At 54.8% G+C, this 21,397-nt stretch carries 18 protein-coding genes; 5 read left to right on the forward strand and 13 right to left on the reverse strand.

What is annotated here, in order from left to right:
* Positions 1–8: 8 nt before the first annotated feature.
* Positions 9–2,366, reverse strand: a complete 2,358-nt coding sequence (locus tag DD586_RS11115; RefSeq protein ID WP_012884917.1) for a ComEC family protein — start codon at positions 2,364–2,366, stop codon at positions 9–11.
* 307 nt (positions 2,367–2,673) lie between these two features.
* Here DD586_RS11115 and DD586_RS11120 point away from each other — a divergent pair, with 307 nt between their 5' ends.
* Positions 2,674–3,051, forward strand: a complete 378-nt coding sequence (locus tag DD586_RS11120) for a hypothetical protein (protein WP_012884918.1) — start codon at positions 2,674–2,676, stop codon at positions 3,049–3,051.
* 83 nt (positions 3,052–3,134) lie between these two features.
* On the opposite strand, the gene DD586_RS11125 is transcribed toward DD586_RS11120, so the two are convergent.
* Positions 3,135–3,473, reverse strand: a complete 339-nt coding sequence (locus DD586_RS11125) for a DUF496 family protein (protein ID WP_012884919.1) — start codon at positions 3,471–3,473, stop codon at positions 3,135–3,137.
* Between the two features lie 403 nt (positions 3,474–3,876).
* Between DD586_RS11125 and sbcB the strand changes: the two genes are divergently transcribed.
* A complete protein-coding gene (gene sbcB / locus DD586_RS11130) occupies positions 3,877–5,307 on the forward strand; it encodes an exodeoxyribonuclease I (protein ID WP_012884920.1) in 1,431 nt (476 codons plus the stop codon).
* A gap of 122 nt (positions 5,308–5,429) precedes the next feature.
* Here the strand turns inward: sbcB and DD586_RS11135 are convergent, their stop codons facing one another.
* From DD586_RS11135 to DD586_RS11185, 11 genes are all read right to left on the reverse strand, one after another.
* Entirely contained in the window at positions 5,430–6,791 is a 1,362-nt protein-coding gene (locus DD586_RS11135; protein WP_012884921.1) for an APC family permease, read from the reverse strand.
* Positions 6,781–7,029, reverse strand: a complete 249-nt coding sequence (locus DD586_RS11140; protein WP_012884922.1) for a hypothetical protein — start codon at positions 7,027–7,029, stop codon at positions 6,781–6,783. The genes DD586_RS11135 and DD586_RS11140 overlap by 11 nt, the downstream gene beginning before the upstream one ends.
* A gap of 231 nt (positions 7,030–7,260) precedes the next feature.
* A complete protein-coding gene (locus tag DD586_RS11145) occupies positions 7,261–8,013 on the reverse strand; it encodes a flagellar brake protein (RefSeq protein WP_041164435.1) in 753 nt (250 codons plus the stop codon).
* A 436-nt stretch (positions 8,014–8,449) separates the two neighbouring features.
* A complete protein-coding gene (gene citG / locus DD586_RS11150) occupies positions 8,450–9,358 on the reverse strand; it encodes a triphosphoribosyl-dephospho-CoA synthase CitG (protein WP_012884924.1) in 909 nt (302 codons plus the stop codon).
* Complete coding sequence (citX, locus tag DD586_RS11155) at positions 9,336–9,878, reverse strand: citrate lyase holo-[acyl-carrier protein] synthase (RefSeq protein WP_012884925.1); 543 nt, start codon at positions 9,876–9,878, stop codon at positions 9,336–9,338. Before citX ends, citG begins: the two co-directional genes overlap by 23 nt.
* Positions 9,875–11,404, reverse strand: coding sequence for a citrate lyase subunit alpha (gene citF, locus DD586_RS11160; RefSeq protein WP_012884926.1), 1,530 nt, complete (start codon positions 11,402–11,404; stop codon positions 9,875–9,877). Before citF ends, citX begins: the two co-directional genes overlap by 4 nt.
* Before the next feature lie 89 nt (positions 11,405–11,493).
* Complete coding sequence (citE, locus tag DD586_RS11165) at positions 11,494–12,384, reverse strand: citrate (pro-3S)-lyase subunit beta (protein ID WP_012884927.1); 891 nt, start codon at positions 12,382–12,384, stop codon at positions 11,494–11,496.
* The gene (gene citD / locus DD586_RS11170) at positions 12,384–12,674 is read right to left on the reverse strand and encodes a citrate lyase acyl carrier protein (RefSeq protein WP_012884928.1); all 291 of its coding nucleotides are present in this window, start codon (positions 12,672–12,674) and stop codon (positions 12,384–12,386) included. Before citD ends, citE begins: the two co-directional genes overlap by 1 nt.
* 33 nt (positions 12,675–12,707) lie before the next feature.
* Complete coding sequence (citC, locus tag DD586_RS11175) at positions 12,708–13,757, reverse strand: [citrate (pro-3S)-lyase] ligase (protein ID WP_012884929.1); 1,050 nt, start codon at positions 13,755–13,757, stop codon at positions 12,708–12,710.
* A 75-nt stretch (positions 13,758–13,832) separates the two neighbouring features.
* Complete coding sequence (locus DD586_RS11180) at positions 13,833–14,717, reverse strand: fumarylacetoacetate hydrolase family protein (protein WP_012884930.1); 885 nt, start codon at positions 14,715–14,717, stop codon at positions 13,833–13,835.
* Between the two features lie 66 nt (positions 14,718–14,783).
* Positions 14,784–16,151, reverse strand: a complete 1,368-nt coding sequence (locus tag DD586_RS11185; protein WP_012884931.1) for a 2-hydroxycarboxylate transporter family protein — start codon at positions 16,149–16,151, stop codon at positions 14,784–14,786.
* A gap of 427 nt (positions 16,152–16,578) precedes the next feature.
* Between DD586_RS11185 and DD586_RS11190 the strand changes: the two genes are divergently transcribed.
* The 3 genes from DD586_RS11190 (at position 16,579) to DD586_RS11200 (ending at position 21,276) form a co-directional block, all read left to right on the forward strand.
* The gene (locus tag DD586_RS11190) at positions 16,579–18,219 is read left to right on the forward strand and encodes an ATP-binding protein (RefSeq protein WP_012884932.1); all 1,641 of its coding nucleotides are present in this window, start codon (positions 16,579–16,581) and stop codon (positions 18,217–18,219) included.
* A complete protein-coding gene (locus DD586_RS11195; protein ID WP_041164436.1) occupies positions 18,191–18,916 on the forward strand; it encodes a response regulator in 726 nt (241 codons plus the stop codon). The genes DD586_RS11190 and DD586_RS11195 overlap by 29 nt, the downstream gene beginning before the upstream one ends.
* A gap of 398 nt (positions 18,917–19,314) precedes the next feature.
* The gene (locus DD586_RS11200) at positions 19,315–21,276 is read left to right on the forward strand and encodes a methyl-accepting chemotaxis protein (protein ID WP_012884934.1); all 1,962 of its coding nucleotides are present in this window, start codon (positions 19,315–19,317) and stop codon (positions 21,274–21,276) included.
* Positions 21,277–21,397 lie beyond the last annotated feature (121 nt).

A 21,397-nucleotide genomic window follows, 5' to 3' on the forward strand; every position in this document is an offset into this window, starting at 1 on the left:
GTCTATTATTACTCATTATCCCGGCCAGCGCCAAACCACTGATGATACCAGCGAGGTGATATTTCACCCCGGTAGCGCAACATTTCGATGCTTTCGTCGAAAAAATGCACACTCAATTGCCCGCTGCTGGCTGTATCACGCCAGCGATACCCCATTTGAAGGTAACGCCTTACCACGCTGACCGCTGGCAAGCGCCACGGATTGTATCGGGAATTGGACGACAATACGGCTTTCGCCCCCACAGCCCGTAAAAACGGTGGTGATGACGATGTGGTGCTGCCATGATGCGGTACTTGCAGAATATCCGCCGCTAATTCGCCCGGTTGTGTGCGCAATAATACAGCCTCATCTTCGCGCTCTACATCGCCAGTCAGCAATACCCGATAATGCCCATCATCGACCCGAACCACACAGGAATCGTGATTGCCAGCTTCACGAACCCGTAGCGGCGGCCAGATAACGCTAAATGTCAGCCCCTGCCAACGCCATTGTTCCCCCTGAACACAAGGATGGTGGCTCGGCTCAAGCAACGAACTGTATATCGGCACCGATGGAAACGCGCTCTGTAATGTCTTCAGCCCACCGCGGTGATCCAAATGGCTGTGACTCAGGATAATGCCTTCCAACTGTAGCCCTCGCCATTTAAGATAAGGCAGGATTTCACGCTCGGCACTATTACCACCTTCCCAGCCGGGCCCAGTATCGTACAGCCAGGCTTTGCCTTGCTGTTCAATCACTACCGCTAGCCCATGCCCGACATCCAGCATATCAATGCGCCACAACGGCGCCGGGGGTTTAGGACGCAGCACCATGAAAAGAACCAACGCCAGCAGACTGAACGGGTATGTTCTCCACCAGCCAAAGCGCCAGACAATAACCGCCAGCCATCCTGCTACGCTGTACGGCACGAGATGTTCTCCAAGTGGTAACCAGCCCGGCGGCATAGCCTGCAACGGCAGGAAAACCAGTGCCAGCGATCGATCAGCCAACCACCAGAGACCTTGTGCCACCAGCGGAATCCCCATTAGCGGTAACGCCAGCAGAATCAGCGGCGTCGTCACAAATGAAACCAGCGGTACCGCCCACAAGTTGGCAGGTAGCGAACTCAGGCTAACACCATGAAAGATCAACACCTGCAGTGGCATCAGCAGCAGTGTGACGCCAGCCTGCATGTGTAATCCGCGCAGCCATACCCATCGCCATGCGTGTTGCATGTGCGGCGACAAAGGTGCCCATTGATACCAGAAAATTAAAGCGGCGACTGCCAGTGCCGAGAGCCAGAAACTGTCTGAAAGAACGCTCAGTGGATCACTGACCAGAATTACGGCCACACACCACAACCACACCTGCCATGATGACACTGACAGACCACGCAATCTGATCAGTGTCCAGCACGACAAAGCCAGCGCCGCTCTTACTGCAGGCGGGTTTCCTCCGGCCAGCCAGACATACACCCAGGCAAAACACAGACCACACCACAACGGGATACGATGCCCAACCAGATGGGCTGGCAGCAAGTATTGCGCCGCACGTACCAGACTCCAACCCAGCAGCGCCGCTAGTGCAATATGCAACCCCGATATCGCCATCAGGTGCATAATTCCTGTCTGTCGCAGCACATCGAGCACCCCGGCGTCCACCGTGGCCATTTCCCCAACCGCCAGTGCCAATATGATTGAGCGCCACGGTAGCGACAGAGTTTGCTGTTCCAGTACACCAACCAGTCGCTGGCGCAAACCACACTCTGATGTCTCAACCTCCGCAGCCATGATCCGCCCGGTAAACGGTTGGGCTTTCGCCAGCGCCCAGCGCTGGCGATCAAATCCCCCTTCATTTAACCGGCTATGTACAGGACGCAGCCGTAATCGAAGGTTCCACTGCTGCCCACCACACCAGTTACTCATCTGCGGTTGTGCATCCAATCTGGCATAGAGCGGCGGAAATACCCAACGCCCGTTAATCTGCAACAAACGCACCACAACCTGATCGGCATCTGCTTGTGCAAATCGAACACTGCTCACGCTGACCTTCGTGGTCAGCGGCTGCCGGGTATACCGTTCCACCTGATCCAGCATCAGGCGACCACTGTAGAAGCTCCAGAGCACGCCAATCACCACCCATCCGAATAGACAAAAACGTGATCTCAATAGCCACAATGCGGGTAGCCCCCACCACAGCACACAGGTATCTGGCATCTTCGGCATGATCAGCAACAACAACGGCCCCACAGTCAATGCTGTCGCCAGTTGGTTCAATGAAATTCTGATAGTGCATCCCTTACCCGTTGTCGCCGATGTTCTGGCAATCCTCCTTTCGGATGCAGTCTGCCAGCTCATCATCCCCGGTAGTAGACCGAAATGACACATCAGGAATCTGCTACGCAAACAACCGCAATAGTTGCACACCATTACATTGAGACTGCGAGGCGCGATGAATGTACCAACACGCCCCAGGCACCGCTGTTGACAATCAACCCTGTCCTGGTCAATCGTCTATCGCGATCGCACCACCGCTTAGATATGCAGGTGTAGAAATGCGGGTTGTGTAAATAATGGGAGATTGCGTAAATAACGGGAGATTGCGTAAATAACGGGAGATTGTGTAAACGTTATGCACGCCAATCTGTATAAACAACGAATGCAGGGATGACTATTGAAAAGGGAGACCTCACGTATGGCTGATAGACACGGCATTTTGTCAGTAGGGGCTTTGCTGCTCGGTTCATTGACGTTATCGGCCTGCTCGGTTGCCCCCCAGAGCCAGCCTGTTGATAACCCGATTCAAAAGGTGGCAAACGCCGCCAATGAATGTACTACCGATATACTGGCACAGGTGAAGCAGTTCGGTGGGAAATACCAGATAATAACCCGATATTACATTAAAAATCAGACGGCTGAGATAAATGGCAGCAGAGTTGTCGATACTCAGGTACGAGAGCTTCCTGCCATCAATGCTGCATCAGTTGATAAAGGCAACCCCGGCAGTGCCTGGCGCGACTGTATGAAAGGGAAAAATGCACTGGCACCGGAAATCGTGATGAGTCAGTCCTAGGTCTGGCAAACGGCTGGCATCCCATCAAATGCAGTGCAGCCCAAATGCATCAGGGCCGGAAACCCGGCCCTGAATCAGTGAAATTACTTCGCCTCTACCGGCGGTTTAATTTCACCCATTTCTTTAATTTTGCGGGACAACTCGCGACGCTCTTTCGACAGCTCCGCGTTCTTGATGATGTATTCATCAACACGGTCTTCATAGTCGCTACGCATGTTAGCAATAATGTTCTGGATGTCTTCAATCGACATACCCGGCTTGATGTACTCACTCAGGTTATCCAGCAGCAGTACACGCTTCTGGTTATCGCGGATTTTCTTTTCGTTATCTGCAATTTCACGCTGCAGCTTGTTTTTACGACGGAACATACGCACGAATTCCAGCACATCCTGGAAACATGGCTTAGTGTTACCCTTATCCATTTCTCTACCCTTACTTAACGATTAAGATTCGTCACGCGGAAACCGCTCTGCGTTAACCATACAGGTTAGCCGCTATCGTCGACAAGGTGGTTTATTCACATCGCTGATGCAATCGTTGCCTTTCTGTGCACCCTATCACTCCCGCGAGCAGATTGCACCTGACTCGATTCAACACAGCATAACATCGCTGCGGTCGACTTTAGTCAGACGACAGGATGGTTTACCATGGCGACCTTGTGTTGTCCGTCACCCTTTTTACTGAAAGAGTAATACGTTGCCGTTGCGCTGGCGAACCATTGCGCATGGTTCTAAGGCTAGCTAAAACCGGCGATGACAAACACGCTTCGCGGCGGTATGAGTATTTTATAACGCGCGCCGACGTCAGGCTGAACAGAGAGAAACCGTGCAAAACCAACACATCGAACCCACTTTTTTTATCCACGATTATGAGACTTTTGGCAAACACCCAGCCAAAGATCGCCCGGCACAGTTCGCAGGCGTCCGTACTGATTTGAATTTTACCGTGATTGGCGAACCAGTCGTGATCTACTGCCAGCCAGCCGATGACTACCTGCCCGACCCGGAAGCGGTAATGATTACCGGCATCACGCCGCAAGTAGCACAAAAACGGGGAGTACGCGAAGCCGAGTTTGCCAACCACATCCATGAGGCGTTCAGCGTGCCAGGCACCTGCATCATGGGATACAACAATATCCGCTTTGATGACGAAGTCAGCCGTAACCTGTTCTATCGTAACTTCTTCGACCCCTATGCCTACAGTTGGCAACAGGGCAATTCTCGCTGGGATTTGCTGGACATGTTGCGGGCATGCTATGCCTTGCGCCCTGATGGCATTGTCTGGCCGGAAAACGACGACGGTTTTCCCAGTTTCAAGCTGGAGCATCTGACTCGTGCCAATGGCGTTGAGCACACGCAGGCGCATGATGCGATGTCCGATGTCTATGCCACCATTGCGATGGCGCGGCTGCTTAAACAGGCACAACCTAAACTGTTCGATTATCTCTATGCGTTACGGAACAAAAATAAAGTCAGCGCGTTAATCGATATCCCGCAAATGAAACCACTGGTACATGTTTCCGGTATGTTTGGTGCCGCACGGGGTAATACCAGTTGGATTGTACCGCTGGCCTGGCATCCGGATAACCGCAACGCGGTCATTGTTTGCGATCTGGCGGGAGATATTCAGCCATTACTGGCTCTGGATGCGGATGAACTGCGTACCCGACTTTATACCCGCCGCGAGCTGCTGGCTGAAGATGAATCGCCTGTCCCTATCAAACTGGTGCATATCAATAAATGTCCTGTGCTGGCACCAGCCAGTACACTGCGACCAGAAGACGCTGAGCGGCTGGGCATCGACCGTCAGCATTGTCTGAATAATTTACAGTTGTTGCGTCAGAATAGTAGCGTAAGAGAGAAAGTCGTGGCGCTATTTGCCGATGCACCGCCGTTTGAGGCCGCTAAGGACGTCGACCTGCAACTTTACGATGGCTTTTTTAGTGACGCCGATCGCGCCGCGATGGCCATTATCCGTAAAACCGATGCTCAACATCTCCCTGCACTGAATCTCCAATTTGCCGATCGTCGGGTGGAGGAGTTACTGTTTCGCTATCGGGCGCGCAACTTCCCCGGTACGCTGGACGAACAGGAGCAACAACGCTGGCTGGCACATCGTCGAGAGGTATTTACCGCAGAGCGGTTACAAAACTATTTCGATACGCTTGATCAGCTCTACCAACAGCACGATGGCGACGAAAAGAAAACTACGCAGCTAAAGGCACTGTTTGCCTATGCACAACAACTGCTAGCCTGATGCCGGTATGAATCAGCAACACAAAACCCATTATCGAGTATGTAAACGGAACCCCTAGCCTGGCTGGGTTTTCTATAGACCAAAAACAGGCTCCCGCAGGAGCCCGTTCTCATCACCAGGAATTACGCCAAGTCTTCGTTGTACTGCGGTACCGGCTGGCTGAAACGGCGTGTTACGAATGCCAGATAGAGCAGGCCAATCGCCGCCCACACCAGTCCAAGCGTCATGGATGTACGCTCCAGATTCAACCACAACGCGCCTACCGTCAGCGCCCCCATTACCGGAAGAACCAGATAGTTCACCGTATCCTTCAGCGTCTTATTACGGCGCTCACGGATGTAGAATTGGGAAATCACCGACAGGTTCACAAAGGTGAACGCTACCAGCGCGCCGAAGTTAATCAACGCCGTCGCGGTAACCAGATCAAACGAAATTGCCGACAGCGCAATCACGCCAACCAGCAATACGTTCAATGACGGGGTACGCCAACGAGGATGCACGTAACCGAAGAAACGCTCCGGGAACACGCCATCACGCCCCATCACGTACATCAGGCGTGAAACACCAGCATGTGCTGCCATGCCGGATGCCAGCACAGTCACACAGGAAAAAATCAGAATACCGAACTGGAAGGCTTTACCTGCCACATACAGCATGATTTCAGGCTGCGAAGCATCCGGGTGCTGAAAACGCGAGATATCCGGAAAGTAGAGTTGCAGGAAGTAAGACACCACAACAAAGATCACCCCACCCAACAGGGCTGTCAGGAAAATCGCTTTCGGAATCACGCGACCGGCATCTTTGGTTTCTTCAGACAACGAGCTAATCCCATCGAAGCCGAGGAATGAAAAACACAGAATCGTCGCCCCCGTAATCATCGGGACTACGTGAGCGTTATCTGACCAGAACGGACGGCTGCTGGCCAACGTACCGGCCCCTTCCCCCTGAGACACACCGTAAATCACCATCCCCGTGATGACCACCATCACGGCAACCTGCAGTACCACTATCAGGCTGTTGAAGTTGGCGACGGTTTTGATGCCACGCAGGTTGGATAACGTCATGAACCCTACCAGCAACACGACAAAGATCCACGATGGGATACTGGGGATCAACGTTTCAAAATAGATTTTTGCCAGCAGGATATTGATCATCGGCATGAACAAATAGTCCAGCAACGATGACCAGCCCACCATGAAGCCCACTGTTGGGCTAATGGCTTTCTGGGCATAGGTATAGGCCGAACCGGCAGAGGGGAAACGACGCACCAGTTTGCCATAGCTGAGGGCGGTAAACAGGATAGCTATCAGGGCAAACGCATAGGCAGTTGCGACATGACCATCCGTCAACCCAGAGACGATGCCGAAGGTATCAAACAGCGTCATCGGTTGCATGTAAGCCAGTCCCATCATTACCACTGGCACCAGCGTCAGGGTTTTACGCAGTTGTACGCGCGATGTGGAAACCGTGGAATCAGTTGTCATTACGCAAACCTCCTTTACCGATAGCCGCCATCACCCATGAATTCATCGCCAATGGCAACGTAGCACAACGATGTTTCAGGTAACTGGACGTGGTCGCGCGAACGAGGTCGCTGTAACCGAGGTGAGCATGAGCAGCAGACACGCCGCCCGGTACAAAGTCTGCCCAGATAGCATCTTTGCCGCTGCGTTTACAGCACCAGCCGGCGGGCACCGGCTCAAAAACAACTGATTGCCCCATTGTCTCTCTCTATTCACTCTGCGCAGCCTGTATGGCATGCGTGTTACTGATATCTATCCGGAACCATCAACAGCGCCGGCCTCTTGATGAAATACAAAAAAATAACCGACGCGATAACGGTGCGTCGGTTTTTCAGGGCGCGTATTTTGCCCCAGCTAGCAATTTGAGACAAGACCTGTTCGTTCAATCGAGCGCGACTTACGCACTCGTACCAGTCTTGATGTGGATTAATCAACGCAGGCGTTTGCGTTTTTCGTTCTGATCCAACTCCAGCTCAGTAATAACCTGCTGTAATCCACGCTCCTGCACCGCACTTAACGTCGGGAATTTGAAGCTCAGGCGCTCTATTTGCTTGACCTCGCCTTTGCTGTCGACCACTTTTGTGGTGGCATGGTTGACAAACTCCATGTCCAGACAAAACTGCCCGTAACTGGCAAGATCGACATCGACGTTCTTCAATATCATCCCCGGCTCAAACAGCCTTACCAGGCTTTGTTCATCGGTGTACATGCACAGACCACCCAATGACAGATCCTTCAGGTTAAATTCAAAATAGGTACTGTCAGGTAATTCCCCACGGCAAACCATCGGTGGCCAGGCTGGCGAATTAATGCGGAAAAAATTACGGCGCTGGATATAGTACAGCACGTCAGGTATCGCCGCGCAGAAAGCAGGCAAGTCGTCATGTTCAACTGTGCGGATAATCGCAGTACGAAATTCAACTTTGGCACCAGCCGTTTCCGCCACAAAACCAAGTTCGCCAGCAAACAGCGCCCGGCTGTTTTCACGCTCCAGCGCGCCAAGGTCAAACAGGAACTCTTCCTCGTCCGAATCGACCTCAAGGATCTTACTGATGAATTGGCCATGTGTGTGATACACCATTACAGTGGCGTCCTGCTTTTGCAGTCCGCGCAATGTGGCGCAAATAGCCATTTTGCCGCGCCTGGCGTACTGTTCTTTCATATTGTCATCCACTACATCCATCCCCACCGTCAATTGAATGGTTAATCCGTTATTCAGTGTCCCAGACCCCCTGGATACGACATGGCACTAGTATCGACATGGTTCTCGTCAACTTTAGTGTTTTATCAATTCATTAGCTTATATACCCACCCTCTATCGCGTTGCCGATACGTCAGTCCGGTTTCTCACGTCTTTCCATAAAACTGTTCAGGGGTCAACGCACACAGTCATTCAATAATCAGCTATTCAGCAAGCCGTTATTCAACACCTGTTATTCACCTATCAGTTATTCAATAACTGCAAAAACCGCCAATGTTCTGAAACACAAATAGTGAAATATATATGGCGGACACGGAATCTCCGGCACGCACAATGCCCCGCCAGCGCGAGGCACATTTCATGAGAGGCACACATTCATGAAAAACAGGAGGGACTGTTAGTCAATAATAGACGAGGTTTAGGCGGCAGGATAGTGTGAAAGTAACCAGGTCAGCGCGAGTAGGTCAGCGCTACCGCCTGGGCTGATGTTACGCTCAACCAACGCACGGTTCATTTCCCGTAAGCCCTGATGCGTTACACCGTCAGACAGTAACGTGCGTGCATATGCCTGTACGAATGCCAATCCATCCATTCCTCCACGGGAAACGACATTGGTATCCGGGTTGTTGGCCATTAACACCACCAGTGCCTGCAATAAAGCGGTTTCATCGTCTTTACCCTGTGCACGAGCACGGAGGTAAGCGGGTAACGCATGCTGACGTGCAGTAGCAAACCCGCTGGCAGCCTCGCCACGTGCGCCGGTCAAACCGTGGCGCCGAAACAAAAACTCACCCGCTGTCGCCGTATGCTGACTGTTCTCCAACTCATTGCGAACCAAATCGGCACTCATCTGCGCCACGCCCTGACATAGGGAGTCCTGCGTCAACGGTTGTCGGCGCCCAGCCAACCAACCCGCTGCACTGCACAGCAGCCCAAAGGCAAAGATACCGCCTTTGTGGGTATTTACGCCGCCTGTCGCCGCCAGCATTGCCTGTTCCGCAGCAATACCAATCGGCCGCACCTGGGATAAGAGCTGGGTTATCGGCAACATACTGTGAGCCATTCCGGCTTCGGTAAAACGGGCAAACCACGGACTGAGGGCAGCGATACTGGCCTGAAATAACGGCACATCCATATCGCGATGCGCGCCATTATTATCCCTATCCACCAGACCGGGTTTTGGCGTCAACATCACTTCAACCGTCAATGCAGCGACCACACGTTGGTGAATATCAGGAAAGGCCACCAGCGCACCGGTGGCATCGGGAAATAGCGCAGTCAGTAATGGAGAAGCAACAACTGATTCAGTGGGCGTTAAACCAGGCATGGAGGATACTCTCGATTTTTTCAATCACATCCGGTAATGCATGGCGGCGCGAACGCGCGCAGGCATGAGCGGATTCCTCACAGAGTATACACCGACGAGGTTCGTGCGCCAGCAACGTTCGACTCACCGACCCTTCCTGCGGGCAGAACACGTCAAAATCCCACAGCCGACCCAGCGGATGCTGCTCTTCCAGCGCAATCGCCGCCGCCTTCACGCTCAGCGCATCCTTGGTTATCACCCAGAATGCCTCCGCCCCCGTCTCCAGCCAGTGCAGCTGCTGCTCCGGCACCCCCCATCCCCGGGCCAGACACAGGTCGTTGAACGCCGCCACCGCGGCCCCCATACCCCGACGGTACAGCGCCGAGTCCTTCACCGCACCCGGCGTCACCAGCGTCAGCGACACCACCGTCGACTGGTGCAACGCCAGCAGCTGCTGCTGGCGTGCATGGCGGCGATCCTTCGCCGCCAGCAGACTGTTCAGTGAGACGCTGACCGCAGTGCCTGTCGCTGCCTCGCTCACGCGTTGTCCTCTTTCACCTGACGCACCACGTCGATCACGCTGCCGTCACGGTAGCGGATCACCCCCACGATGCGGTCGTGGAATTCAATCGCCTTCGGTTCGCCCACCAGCGCTATCGCCCGCTGGTACAGTTCTTCGATAGGCATCACGCTCAGCCCGGCCTCGGTCAGCCGCGCCGCCACCTCCGGGCGCGCCGGGTTCACCGCGATACCGTGGTCCGTCACCAGCACGTCTATCGCGCTGCCCGGCGTCACGCAGGTGGTCACCTGACGCACCACCGTCGGGATACGGCTGCGGATCAGCGGCGCCACCACGATGGTCAGGTTCGCCGCCGTCGCCACGTCGCAGTGCCCGCCCGACGCCCCGCGCATCACCCCGTCCGACCCGGTTATCACGTTCACGTTGAACCGGGTGTCGATTTCCAGCGCACTCAAAATCACCACGTCCAGCTGGTCGCAGCACGCCGCCTTGGCGCTCGGGTTGGCGTACACGTTGGTCGAGATTTCCACGTGTTTCGGGTTTTTCGCCAGCGATGCCGCCGCGTTGGCGTCAAAGCACTGGGTGTCCAGCAGCGTCTCTATCAGCCCCTTCTCGTGCAGGTCGACAATGCTGCCGGTAATGCCGCCGAGCGCAAAACGCGCCGTCACCCCCTGTTTCTGCATCCGGTCTTCCAGAAAACGGGTACAGGCGGTCGAGGCCGCACCGGAGCCGGTCTGGATGGAAAAGCCCGGTTTGAAGTAGCCGGAATGGGCTATCACGTCCGCCGCCCGGCGCGCTATCAGCAGCTCCCGCGGGTTGCTGGTCACGCGCGCCGCCCCCACGCTGATTTTCGCCGGGTCGCCCACTTCCTCCACCGGCACCACGAAGTCCACCTGGTCCTGCACGATGCTGGCCGGCAGGTTCGGGAACGGCACCAGGCTTTCCGTCAGCAGCACCACCGTCTTCGCGTAGTGCGCGTCCACCATCGCGTAACCCAGCGACCCGCAGCGCGATTTCCCCGACGTGCCGTTGGCGTTGCCGAATTCGTCGCTGCTCGGCACCCCGAGGAACGCCACGTCTATCGTCAGCTCCCCGCTCTGCAGCAGGTGCACCCGCCCGCCGTGCGAGTGGATCTGCACCGGCTCGGTCATCAGCCCGTGCGAAATCGCGTCCGCCAGCTTGCCACGCATGCCGGAGGTGTAGATACGGCTAATCACCCCGTTGCGGATATGCTCTATCAGCGGCGCGTTGCAGGTCATCAGCGAGCTCGACGCCAGCGTCAGGTCCTTAAAGCCCAGCCGGGCCAGCGTGTCCACCACGTGGTTGATCACCTTGTCCCCTTCACGGAACGCGTGGTGGAAGGAGATGGTCATGCCGTCCCGCAGCCCGCTTTTGCGGATGGCGTCTTCCAGGTCGGCGCACAGCTTGCGCCGGTGTTTTTCGGTGACGTCATCCAGCCAGGGGGTACGGTGGTTGGCACTGACGAACGGGTGCAGCGGACGTTGTTCCGGGTATTGCTTCTGCAGTGCTTCAATAAAGTTACTCATGCTCTCATCCTGTCATTGCGACGGCCCGCCGGGGCGCTCTCCCGCCACCGGCCGGCCCGTGCAGAATCTGTCGGTTAACCGGGCCGTGCCTACTGGCGCACGCCGGAGGCCCGTGCACGCTCCACCACCTGGCGGGCGTGGTTGATAATCGGGCCGTCGATCATTTTTCCGTTCAGCGAGATGACCCCCAGGCCGGCGCGCTCGCCCTCTTCCGCCGCCCTGATCACCAGGTGGGCGTAATCCACCTCGTCCTGGGTCGGCGCGTAGGCGTTGTGCAGCAGTTCAATCTGCCGCGGGTTGATCAGCGACTTGCCGTTGAAGCCCAGTTTGCGGATCAGCTCCACTTCCTTCAGGAACCCCTCCTCGTCGTTGACGTTGGAGTACACCACGTCAAACGCGTCGATACCGGCGGCACGGGCGGCATGCAGCACCGCACAGCGGGCGTAGAACAGCTCGGTGCCGTCCCCGCGCTCGGTCTGCATGTCCATCACGTAGTCGAACGCCGCCAGCGCGATGCCAATCATGCGCTCGGACGAGCGGGCGATGGACACGGCGTTAATCACCCCGACCGCCGACTCGATGGCCGCCATGATGCGGGTGGAGCCGACTTCCCGGCCGCAGGCCTTCTCGATGCGCGCCAGGTGGTGCTCCAGTTCGTCGACGTCGTCGGTGGAGTCGGTCTTCGGCAGGCGGATGACATCCACCCCGCCGCGCACCGCCGCTTCCAGGTCCTTGAGCCCGAACGGGGTGTTGAGCTGGTTGATGCGCACCACGGTTTCAATGTCCCGGTACATCGGGTGCTGCAGCGCATGGAACACCAGCAGCCGCGCGGTATCTTTCTCGCGCAGCGACACCGCGTCCTCCAGGTCGAACATGATGGAGTCCGGCTGGTAGATGAAGGCGTTGGACAGCATGGCGGCATTGGCGCCCGGCAGGAACAGCATGCTGCGGCGCAGTTTTTTCGGTTGCGTGGTGCTCATCACAGTCTCTCCCAGTCAATCTGTTCCACCTCGGCGGCACGCAGCACGGCGCTCTGCACCCGGGCCCGGATGACGCAGTCCAGCGCCCCCTTGTCTTCCACCACCACGGTGCCGGACTCGACGCCCAGCGCACTCAGCGTGTCGTTCACCACCCGGGTGATCTGGTCGCCAAACTGCTTGATGACCTCACTGTTTATCACCACCGTCAGCGGGCCTTGCGCCGGGGACACCCGGACCAGCAGGTCGCTGGACTCGAAGGTGCCCGCCAGGGCTTCCTTGATAATTTTCATGTTGGTTTTCCTGCCTGATACATTAAAAACACGTCACGCGCAGGCGAGCTCGCCATAGCGTTGTAAATGCGCAAACGTCGTCGCCGGCACAATCTGGCGGATGGCGTCGAACTGGCGCTGCCGCAGCAGCCGCCGTACCGCCGAGGCGGATATCGCCTGACCGTCGTGCTCGCGCGTGCGTTCGATTTCCACCACCGTCAGGGCCGGGGCGGGCACCCGCCCGTCCTGCTCCAGCCAGTGGTGCATGTCCTGGTTGTACTGGTGCGTCACCGGGCAGAACGGCTCGGTGCCGACAAAGCGCCGGGTGATGCCGAGCGCCGGGGCGATGTACTGGCGGAAGATGATGAGGTCCAGCGCCGCGTGCGCCTGGCTTATCAGCGACTCTTCCTTCAGGAAATAGCCCGGAAAGGTGGCCTTGGATATCAAATATTCCGACCCGGCGTGCACCGTCAGGTTGGGGATGTCCGCCACCCCCTGGCGCACCATCTCCAGCCGCTCGGCGAACGGGAAGAAGGAGACGTCCTCGCGCACCACGAAGATGTGCAGCCAGTCGCAGGCCCGCGCGGCCTGCTCGGCCAGGTAGCGGTGCCCCAGCGTGAACGGGTTGGCGTTCATCACGATGGCGCCGATGTCCCGCCCCGGTCTGACTTCGGCCGCCAGCGACTGGCAGTACTGCCGGATGCCGAGCGGCGTGTTCTCCATCAGCACCGCCTGGTCGTCATAGCAGGCAATCGGGTAGAAACCGCAGCCGCGGAACGCCGTGACGTTGCAGGGACGGGTGTAGAGAAACAGGTGGAACAGGCCGCGCTCGGCCGCCAGCTGCACCACCTCGTTGACCACCTTCGCCCCCAGGCTGAGCTCGCGAAAGTCGGGGTCCACCGCCACACACTTGATGGTGCTGGCGCACAGCCCGGCACAGGCCACCAGCCGCCCGTGATGCGTGCCGGCCACAAAAAACTCGACGTCCCGGTCCATGTCCAGCTGGCAGCGCGCCAGCAGCGCGGTTATCTCCACCAGTGCGGGGGACGGGCTGCGCGCATCCAGCGTGGCAAACGTAACACTCTCGTCGTCATCGGCGTACATAACGGTTATCCTGCTTGTTACTGGGCCCCGTCACCGCGGGGCTGACGCCGCCGGTCACCCGGCAGCGGGAACGATTCAGTGCCCGGCCGCCACGGACGCGGCACGCGGGGCGGTCACCGGCCGGACGGCCTCGCCGATGGTGTTGCGCAGGTGGCCGACCTTCTCGATCTCCACCTCGATGCTGTCGCCCGGCTTGAGGAACAGCGGCGGGGTGCGTTTCTTGCCGACACCACCCGGCGAGCCGGTGATGATGACGTCACCGGCGCTGAGCGCGGTGAAGGTGCTGATGTATTCAATCAGGTCCGCCACCTTGTGGATCATGCTGGCGGTGTTGTCGTCCTGCACCATGCGGCCGTTGAGGAAGGTGCGGATGGCCAGGGCGTGCGGGTCGGGGATTTCGTCGCGGGTGGTGAGGTACGGGCCGAAGGCGCCGGTCTTCTGCCAGTTCTTGCCGGCGGTGAACCAGCTGTGCTGCCAGTCGCGGGCGGAGCCGTCCATGTAGCAGCTGTACCCGGCGACAAAGGACAGCGCGTCGTCACGGTGGATGTTCTGGCCGTTTTTACCGATGATGACCGCCAGCTCGCCTTCATAGTCGAACTCGCTGGAGTAGTGGGGCTTGAGCACCGGGGTGCCGTGGCCGGTCTGGGAGTCGGCGAAGCGCACGAACAGGGTCGGCGCGGGGTTCAGCTCGTTAAACTCCTTGCGCTTGTCGGCGTAGTTCATGCCGACGCAGAGGATTTTGGACGGCGCGACAATCACCGGCAGGAAGGTGACGTCGGCGACGGCGACATCCGGCGTGTCGGTCTGGAAGGCGGCGGCCTCGTGCAGCGCCTGACCGGCCAGCAGGGCCTTCAGGTCGGGGTAGCGGTCACCGAGACGGCTGCCCAAATCGATCAGACCCGCCGGTGTGTGGATCCCGTAACTGTTTTTGCCCTGATGGCGATAACTTGCAAGTTTCATAATCTTTCCCGTTTAAATAAGGCCGCGAGCTATCGCGGCGTTATTTGTTTTTTTGTCATACAACCGTCACACCAGGAACTTGCCGAGTACCAGCAAGGCCACGGAGACGTTGATTGCACCACCGATACGGGTAGCAATCTGAGCGAACGGCATCAGCACCATACGGTTACCAGCGGTGAGAATCGCCACGTCGCCGGTACCGCCCTGCCCGCTCTGGCAGCAGGAGATGATGGCAACGTCAATCGGGTGCATACCGATTTTCTTGCCAACGAAGAAACCAGTGGTAACCAGCGCCACGACAGTGGACACAATCACCAGCAGGTTGGTTATTGTGAAAGCATGGACCAGCTCTTCCCAAGGGGTGATCGCCACGCCAACAGCAAACAGAATCGGATAGGTCACCGAAGTCTGGAAGAACTTGTAAACAACCTGAGAACCTTCCAGCAAACGCGGAGACGCGCCATTAATCAGTTTCACGATTACAGCGGCAAACAGCATGCCCACTGGAGCCGGTAAACCAATCAGTTTGTAGCCCAGCATCCCGATCATATACAGCAGGATAGCCAGCAGTGCGCCTGCAGCCAGATTGGTTGGATCCATCTTGCCGCTCAAAGAACTGGTCAGCGAAGCCGGTGCCGTCTCAATGCTATTGGCTTTATTCGGCATCAGGTCACCTTCACCGGTCAGGTGCGGGTAGCGTTTACCCAGTTGGTTCAGCACACCGGCCAGGACGATGGCAGTCAGGCTACCCAGCATAACGATAGGCAGGATACGACCCAGTGCAACGCCTTGCTCCATATGCAGCAAGGTGGCGTAACCGATAGAAAGAGGAATCGCCCCTTCACCCACACCGCCAGCCATAATCGGCAGTACCAGGAAGAAGAAGATCTGGAACGGATCCAGGCCCAGCATAATGCCCACGCCCATACCAACCAACATGCCCACAATTTCACCACACAGCATGGGGAAGAAAATGCGCAGGAAACCCTGAATCAGCGTCTGGCGGTTCATGCTCATGATGCTGCCGACAATGATGCAGCAGATATAGAGGTACAGAATGTTGGTGGATTTGTAGAACTTGGTGGTCGCATCCACAACCACATGCGGCAACAAACCGTAGTAAACCAGTGCAGACGGAATAAACGTAGCGCAAATCGCCGCTGCTCCCATCTTACCGATAAAAGGTAAGCGCTTACCGAACTCACCACAGGCGAAACCGAAAAACGCCAGCGTGGCAACCATCACCACGATGTCACTGGGCAACTTGCCGTCCAGGCAATCCAACGCAATTAATAGCCCAGCCAGGATAAACAGCGGCACCGGAATAACACCAATTTTGTAGTTATCCAGAATGTGCCACCATTTTTCTTTTAATGAAACCTTCCCAGAGGCCTCATCTTTTACAACGATATAAGAATCATCAGTGGTACTCATAACCTTCTCCCCTTGTTATTTTCCCGTGCATATTAAGAGGTCAACACACGTTATTATGTGATAATCATCAAATTAAAAAATGAGTTTTAATGGCATTTATGGTTTTTATGGTTTTTATTATTTTTTCATTAAAAATCAAATGATTGAATTTTCAGATTGCGGGGAGTTTTGATGTGGTTTTTATGGTTTGTATGGTTGAAATGGTCCTTATTTCGAGAAAGAAATAATATGTTGTGAAAAAGTAATTAAAATGTCCACTCTCGGTGACAGGCAATTTACGTCTTATTTAAAACAACTGAAACAAAAATACTATTTTCACAATCTGCGCGAAACGCTTCACAAGACTATTTTTTAGTCCCTTTCTTTTACGCCTTTCATGATAAATTAGCCACCTTCGTTTGCGCGTTTTCTCGGTGATTAGCACATTATGACGGTCAGGCTCTCGTTCCATCTCAAGCTGTTCATCTACCTGATGATCTTTTTTTCTCTGTTGTTGATCACCGCAGGGCTTTACTACTATCGCGCCGTCGATCGGCAGCTCTATGACGAGTTGGGTAGCCGGGCGCAAATTCAGGCACGAGAAATCGCGATTATTCCCTCGCTCATCGAGGCGGTGAAATATAAAGATACCGCCACCATCGACAATCTGGTCGATCAAATCAAAGCCCGCAGCGACGCCAGCTTTATCGTCATCGGCGATCGCAACGCAACCCACTTGTATCATTCTGAGGAACCATCGCTGCTTGGCACAGAAATGATAGGTGGCGACAATAAAGAAGTGCTGGAAGGACAAAGCTCTATCACGCTACGGCGCGGCGCGATTGGTATTTCACTGCGTAGCAAAGCACCGATCATGGATGGAGATCAGGTTATCGGCATCGTGTCGGTCGGGTATTTGAAAAAGCGTATCGATAACCTGACATTCAGCAAAGTAGCCCATGTCGGGCTCCCTATCGTTGCGATGCTGGTTGCGTTGTTTTTCTTTTCCTGGTGGTTCTCCCGCAACCTGAAAAAGCAGATGTTTGGGCTGGAGCCGCTGGAAATCCGGCTATTGGTCAGGCAACAAAAAGCCTTGCTGGAATCTATTTATGAAGGTGTGATCGCCATCGACAAGCAACGCAATATTGCGGTGATCAACCACGCCGCCAAAGATTTGCTGGGCCTGACGATGCCTTCGTATCAATTACGCGGCAAACCAATCGACGACATTATTACCCCCGTGCCATTTTTCTCTAATGAAGATATTTGGATAACCGATACTCATGATGAGATTTGCCGTTTTAATCAGATCACGGTTATCGCCAGCCGTGTGCGCATTATGCTGGAAGATGAATTGCAAGGCTGGGTAATCAGTTTTCGTGACAAAAACGACATCCACACCCTAAGCATGCAACTCAGTCAGGTCAAACGTTATGCCAACAGCCTGCGTATTCTGCGCCATGAACAATTGAATTGGACGGCCACGCTGGCCGGATTGTTGCATTTGCGCCGCTATGATGAAGCCGTGCGTTATATTGAAGCCCAGTCCGAAGGGGCGCAGGTGGTGTTGGATTTTATCTCCAGTCGTTTCTGTTCGCCGGCACTTTGCGGGCTGTTGCTGGGTAAATTCGCCAGCGCCCGCGAGAAAGGCATTGAGCTGCGTTTTGACCCACGCTGCCAGCTTAACGGCATACCGGCCTCTCTCACTGAAACAGAGCTGATGTCAATTATTGGGAATTTAATTGATAATGCGGTGGAAGCGACACTGGCCTGCACCTCGAGTTACTACCCTGTCGAAGTGTATATCTACGACGGTGAGCAGGAATTGGTCATTGAAGTCGCAGATCAAGGGACAGGGATTGACCCCACAATTGCAGATCGGGTATTTGAGATGGGTGTCACCAGCAAAAAAGAAGGCGATCACGGTTTGGGTCTGCACCTGGTTGCCAGTTATGTCAGTCAGGCACAGGGTGTGATCGAAGTTTCTGACAATTCGCCTCACGGCGCTATTTTTTCTATCTTCATTCCAAAAACTACCAATAACAGGGAAAACGAGTACCATGCCGATTGCGAGCACCATGCCAACTGAACGAACGATTGAAAATTTCGACGTACTGATCGTTGAAGACGAGAGAAAGCTGGCAAATATCCACGCGGAATTTATCGAAAAGAATTTCGCGCTGCGAGTGATAGGTACGGCGTCAACCCTGAACGAAGCCCGGCGTATGTTGCAGCAATACAAACCCCGGCTGATGTTGCTGGATAATTACCTGCCAGACGGCGAAGGCGTTCAGCTGATTGAAAGCGAACTGATGCGTAGCATCAACTGTTCGGTGATTTTTATTACTGCCGCCAGCGACATGAACACCTGCGCACAGGCCATTCGCTGCGGTGCTTTTGATTACATCATCAAACCGGTGTCCTACCCGCGGCTACGCTCGTCGCTTGAGCGGTTCATCCAGTTTGTCAAAACCCAGCATACTTACAAAGTCGTCGATCAGCAGAATGTGGACGTTCTCTACCAGTTGCAGGCATCAACCGTACCTAATGGGCCTGGCAGCAAAGGCATTGAAGAAAATACCCTCAATCTGGTCAAACAGATCTTTCAGGATCAACCGGAAACCTTGTTCTCTGTCGATGAGGTGGTGGAAAAAACCGGACTCAGCAAAACAACGGCCCGACGTTATCTGGAATATGGGCTGGAAAATCAGTTTCTGGATGTAGAAATGCGTTATGGCAAGATTGGGCACCCACGCCGCCTTTACCGTAAAAAACACCTCGATTGAATCCTGTGGTTTACTTCTGCCTGCACCCGCATTTCGCGGGTATGGCACCATCGCCAGTTGACGGGGATCGTCTTAAAAATGAGGCTCCCGTGCCCGATGCCGACAGGCGTTAAGCCCCTATGGCCACCGCGTGCTGGCGTACCCCGTACGCTAGTCACCGCCTTTAAGGCTAAATCGTATCATTTAGTCAACTGCCTAACTTTTTTTGGCAATTCACCAGATAAATGGCCAGATGTCACAAAAACGATCACACAGTACAAGTACAACTAAACCTCCGTATTATAACCGCCGATAACACACTGCCCGGTACTGTAAATCGCATACTCAGATAAACCACCAACCTTCACCGCACCAAATCAATAACAACACTCAGGTAATCTATTTTAAGGAGCATGGCAATGGGGTTCAGCAGTGCAATAAAAAACACAAAAATCTCTCACAAACTCTACCTGGGATTCGGCATAGTATTATTGCTGGTAGTGATTGCCTCAACGCTCAGCGCCATGCGTTTTCGTGACATTCGAGATATCTACGAAAAAACCAATCTAATTTACAACATCAATATTGAGGTTTTTCAGGCCAAAATTAACCGCCTCAAATACTTCTATACACCAGATGACAGCACGCAGACTGTGTTAACCGGCTTCGTTAAACACGCCGCCGAACTGACTCAAAGCGCCCATACGCTGTCATGGCGCAACGATGAACTGGGTTATATCAATGATCTGGATAAGATCATGGTGGATTTCCAAAAAGCAGTCGCTGATATGTCGTCCTCCACACAGCAGGTTGTCGCACTAAGAAAACAAATCAGTGCGATGAATACACAAAACGCGGTCAAAAGTTTCCGTGACGGTCTGCAAAACCAGCAACTGGATAACACGTTATACCAGCGTGTCGAGGAACTGGCTTACGCCACCGAATCACTGAAAAACCTCTCTTACGAATTGCAGCTTGCTGGTACCGATGATGCAGCTAAAGCCTTCGCCAGTCGCTATGCAGAAGTACAAAAAACGTATCAAGACCTGCAGCCAACATTAACCGGCGACACACAGAAACTGGCGGAATCACTCTGGAAATACACCTCGCAATACGCCACGCTGAATCAAGATTACGCCCGCGTCTGGGGTGATTTGAAAAAAGCGGAAAATGCGGTGAAAACCGGCGGAGACAAAAGCAGCGCGGTGATCAAATCTCTGATTACTGTCGTGAAAAACCAGAATGACGCGTTGGCGTACGGTTCAGCCAGCGCGACGTTATTGATTGGCGTGATAGCAGTCATCATCGGGATTCTGATCGCGGTTTATATCATTCGCCAGATTACCCGCCCGGTTCTGCATAACCTGACACTGGCAGAACGTATCGCCAGTGGTGACCTGACAGCAACCATTGAGGTGGACCGCCACGACGAACTGGGCAAGTTAACCGCTGCGATGGCAGCCATGAATGATCGTCTGCGCCACATGATTTCCGATGTACGCGACAGTGTGGCGCGTGTGACCCATTCAGCCGCCGATATCGCCGCTGGCAACAGTGATCTTGCCTACCGAACTGAGCAGCAATCTGCTGCAGTGGTGCAAACCGCCGCCAGCATGGAAGAATTGACCTCAACGGTGAAGAACAATACGGAAAACGCCCGCCATGCCAGCCAGATTGCGTCGGATGCCTCCCAAAATGCGCATAAAGGCGGTGAAGTGGTGCAAAACGTAGTGAAAACGATGGACGATATCGCTGCCAGTTCACGGAAAATTGCCGATATTACCGCTGTCATCAATAGCATTGCGTTCCAGACCAATATCCTGGCATTAAACGCGGCGGTGGAAGCTGCCCGTGCTGGTGAACAAGGCCGTGGCTTTGCCGTCGTGGCTGGCGAAGTGCGTAGCCTTTCTCAGCGTAGCTCTCAGGCAGCGAAAGATATCGCCGCCCTGATTGCCGAGTCTGTAGAGCGCACAAACGCGGGCAGTACACTGGTCGCCGAAGCAGGACACACCATGGATAGCATCGTTAAATCGGTATCTCGTGTTAACGATATTATGGGTGAAATCTCTTCCGCGTCGGAAGAGCAAAGTCGGGGTATTGAACAAATCTCCCGTGCCATTACCGAGCTGGATAGCACGACGCAGCAAAACGCCGCGCTGGTTTCGCAGTCGTCTTCCGCAGCCAATGCGCTGGAAGAACAAGCCGTGTTGCTGGAAAAACTGATGGCCACCTTCCGGTTGTCCAACGCGGCAGTACCGTCATCACGCCCTGCCGCGGCGTTGAATAATCCACGTCGTCCGTTGCAGGCGCTGCCTGCTACTGCCAAAGCCTCAGCAAAACCTGCCGCTAAAAGTCATCAGGATGACTGGACTTCCTTCTAAGTTCCTCACGCTCGGATAGCAATTACGCTGATGAACACAACAGGCCCGCCTCTGGCGGGCCGCTTTCTTTATGGTGCCACGGTATACATCCAGCAACAGCTAACCATTTTCGAAGCAAACG

Origin of the sequence: Dickeya parazeae Ech586, from assembly GCF_000025065.1 — a bacterium.
In the GTDB taxonomy this organism is placed as follows: Bacteria; Pseudomonadota; Gammaproteobacteria; order Enterobacterales; family Enterobacteriaceae; genus Dickeya; species Dickeya zeae.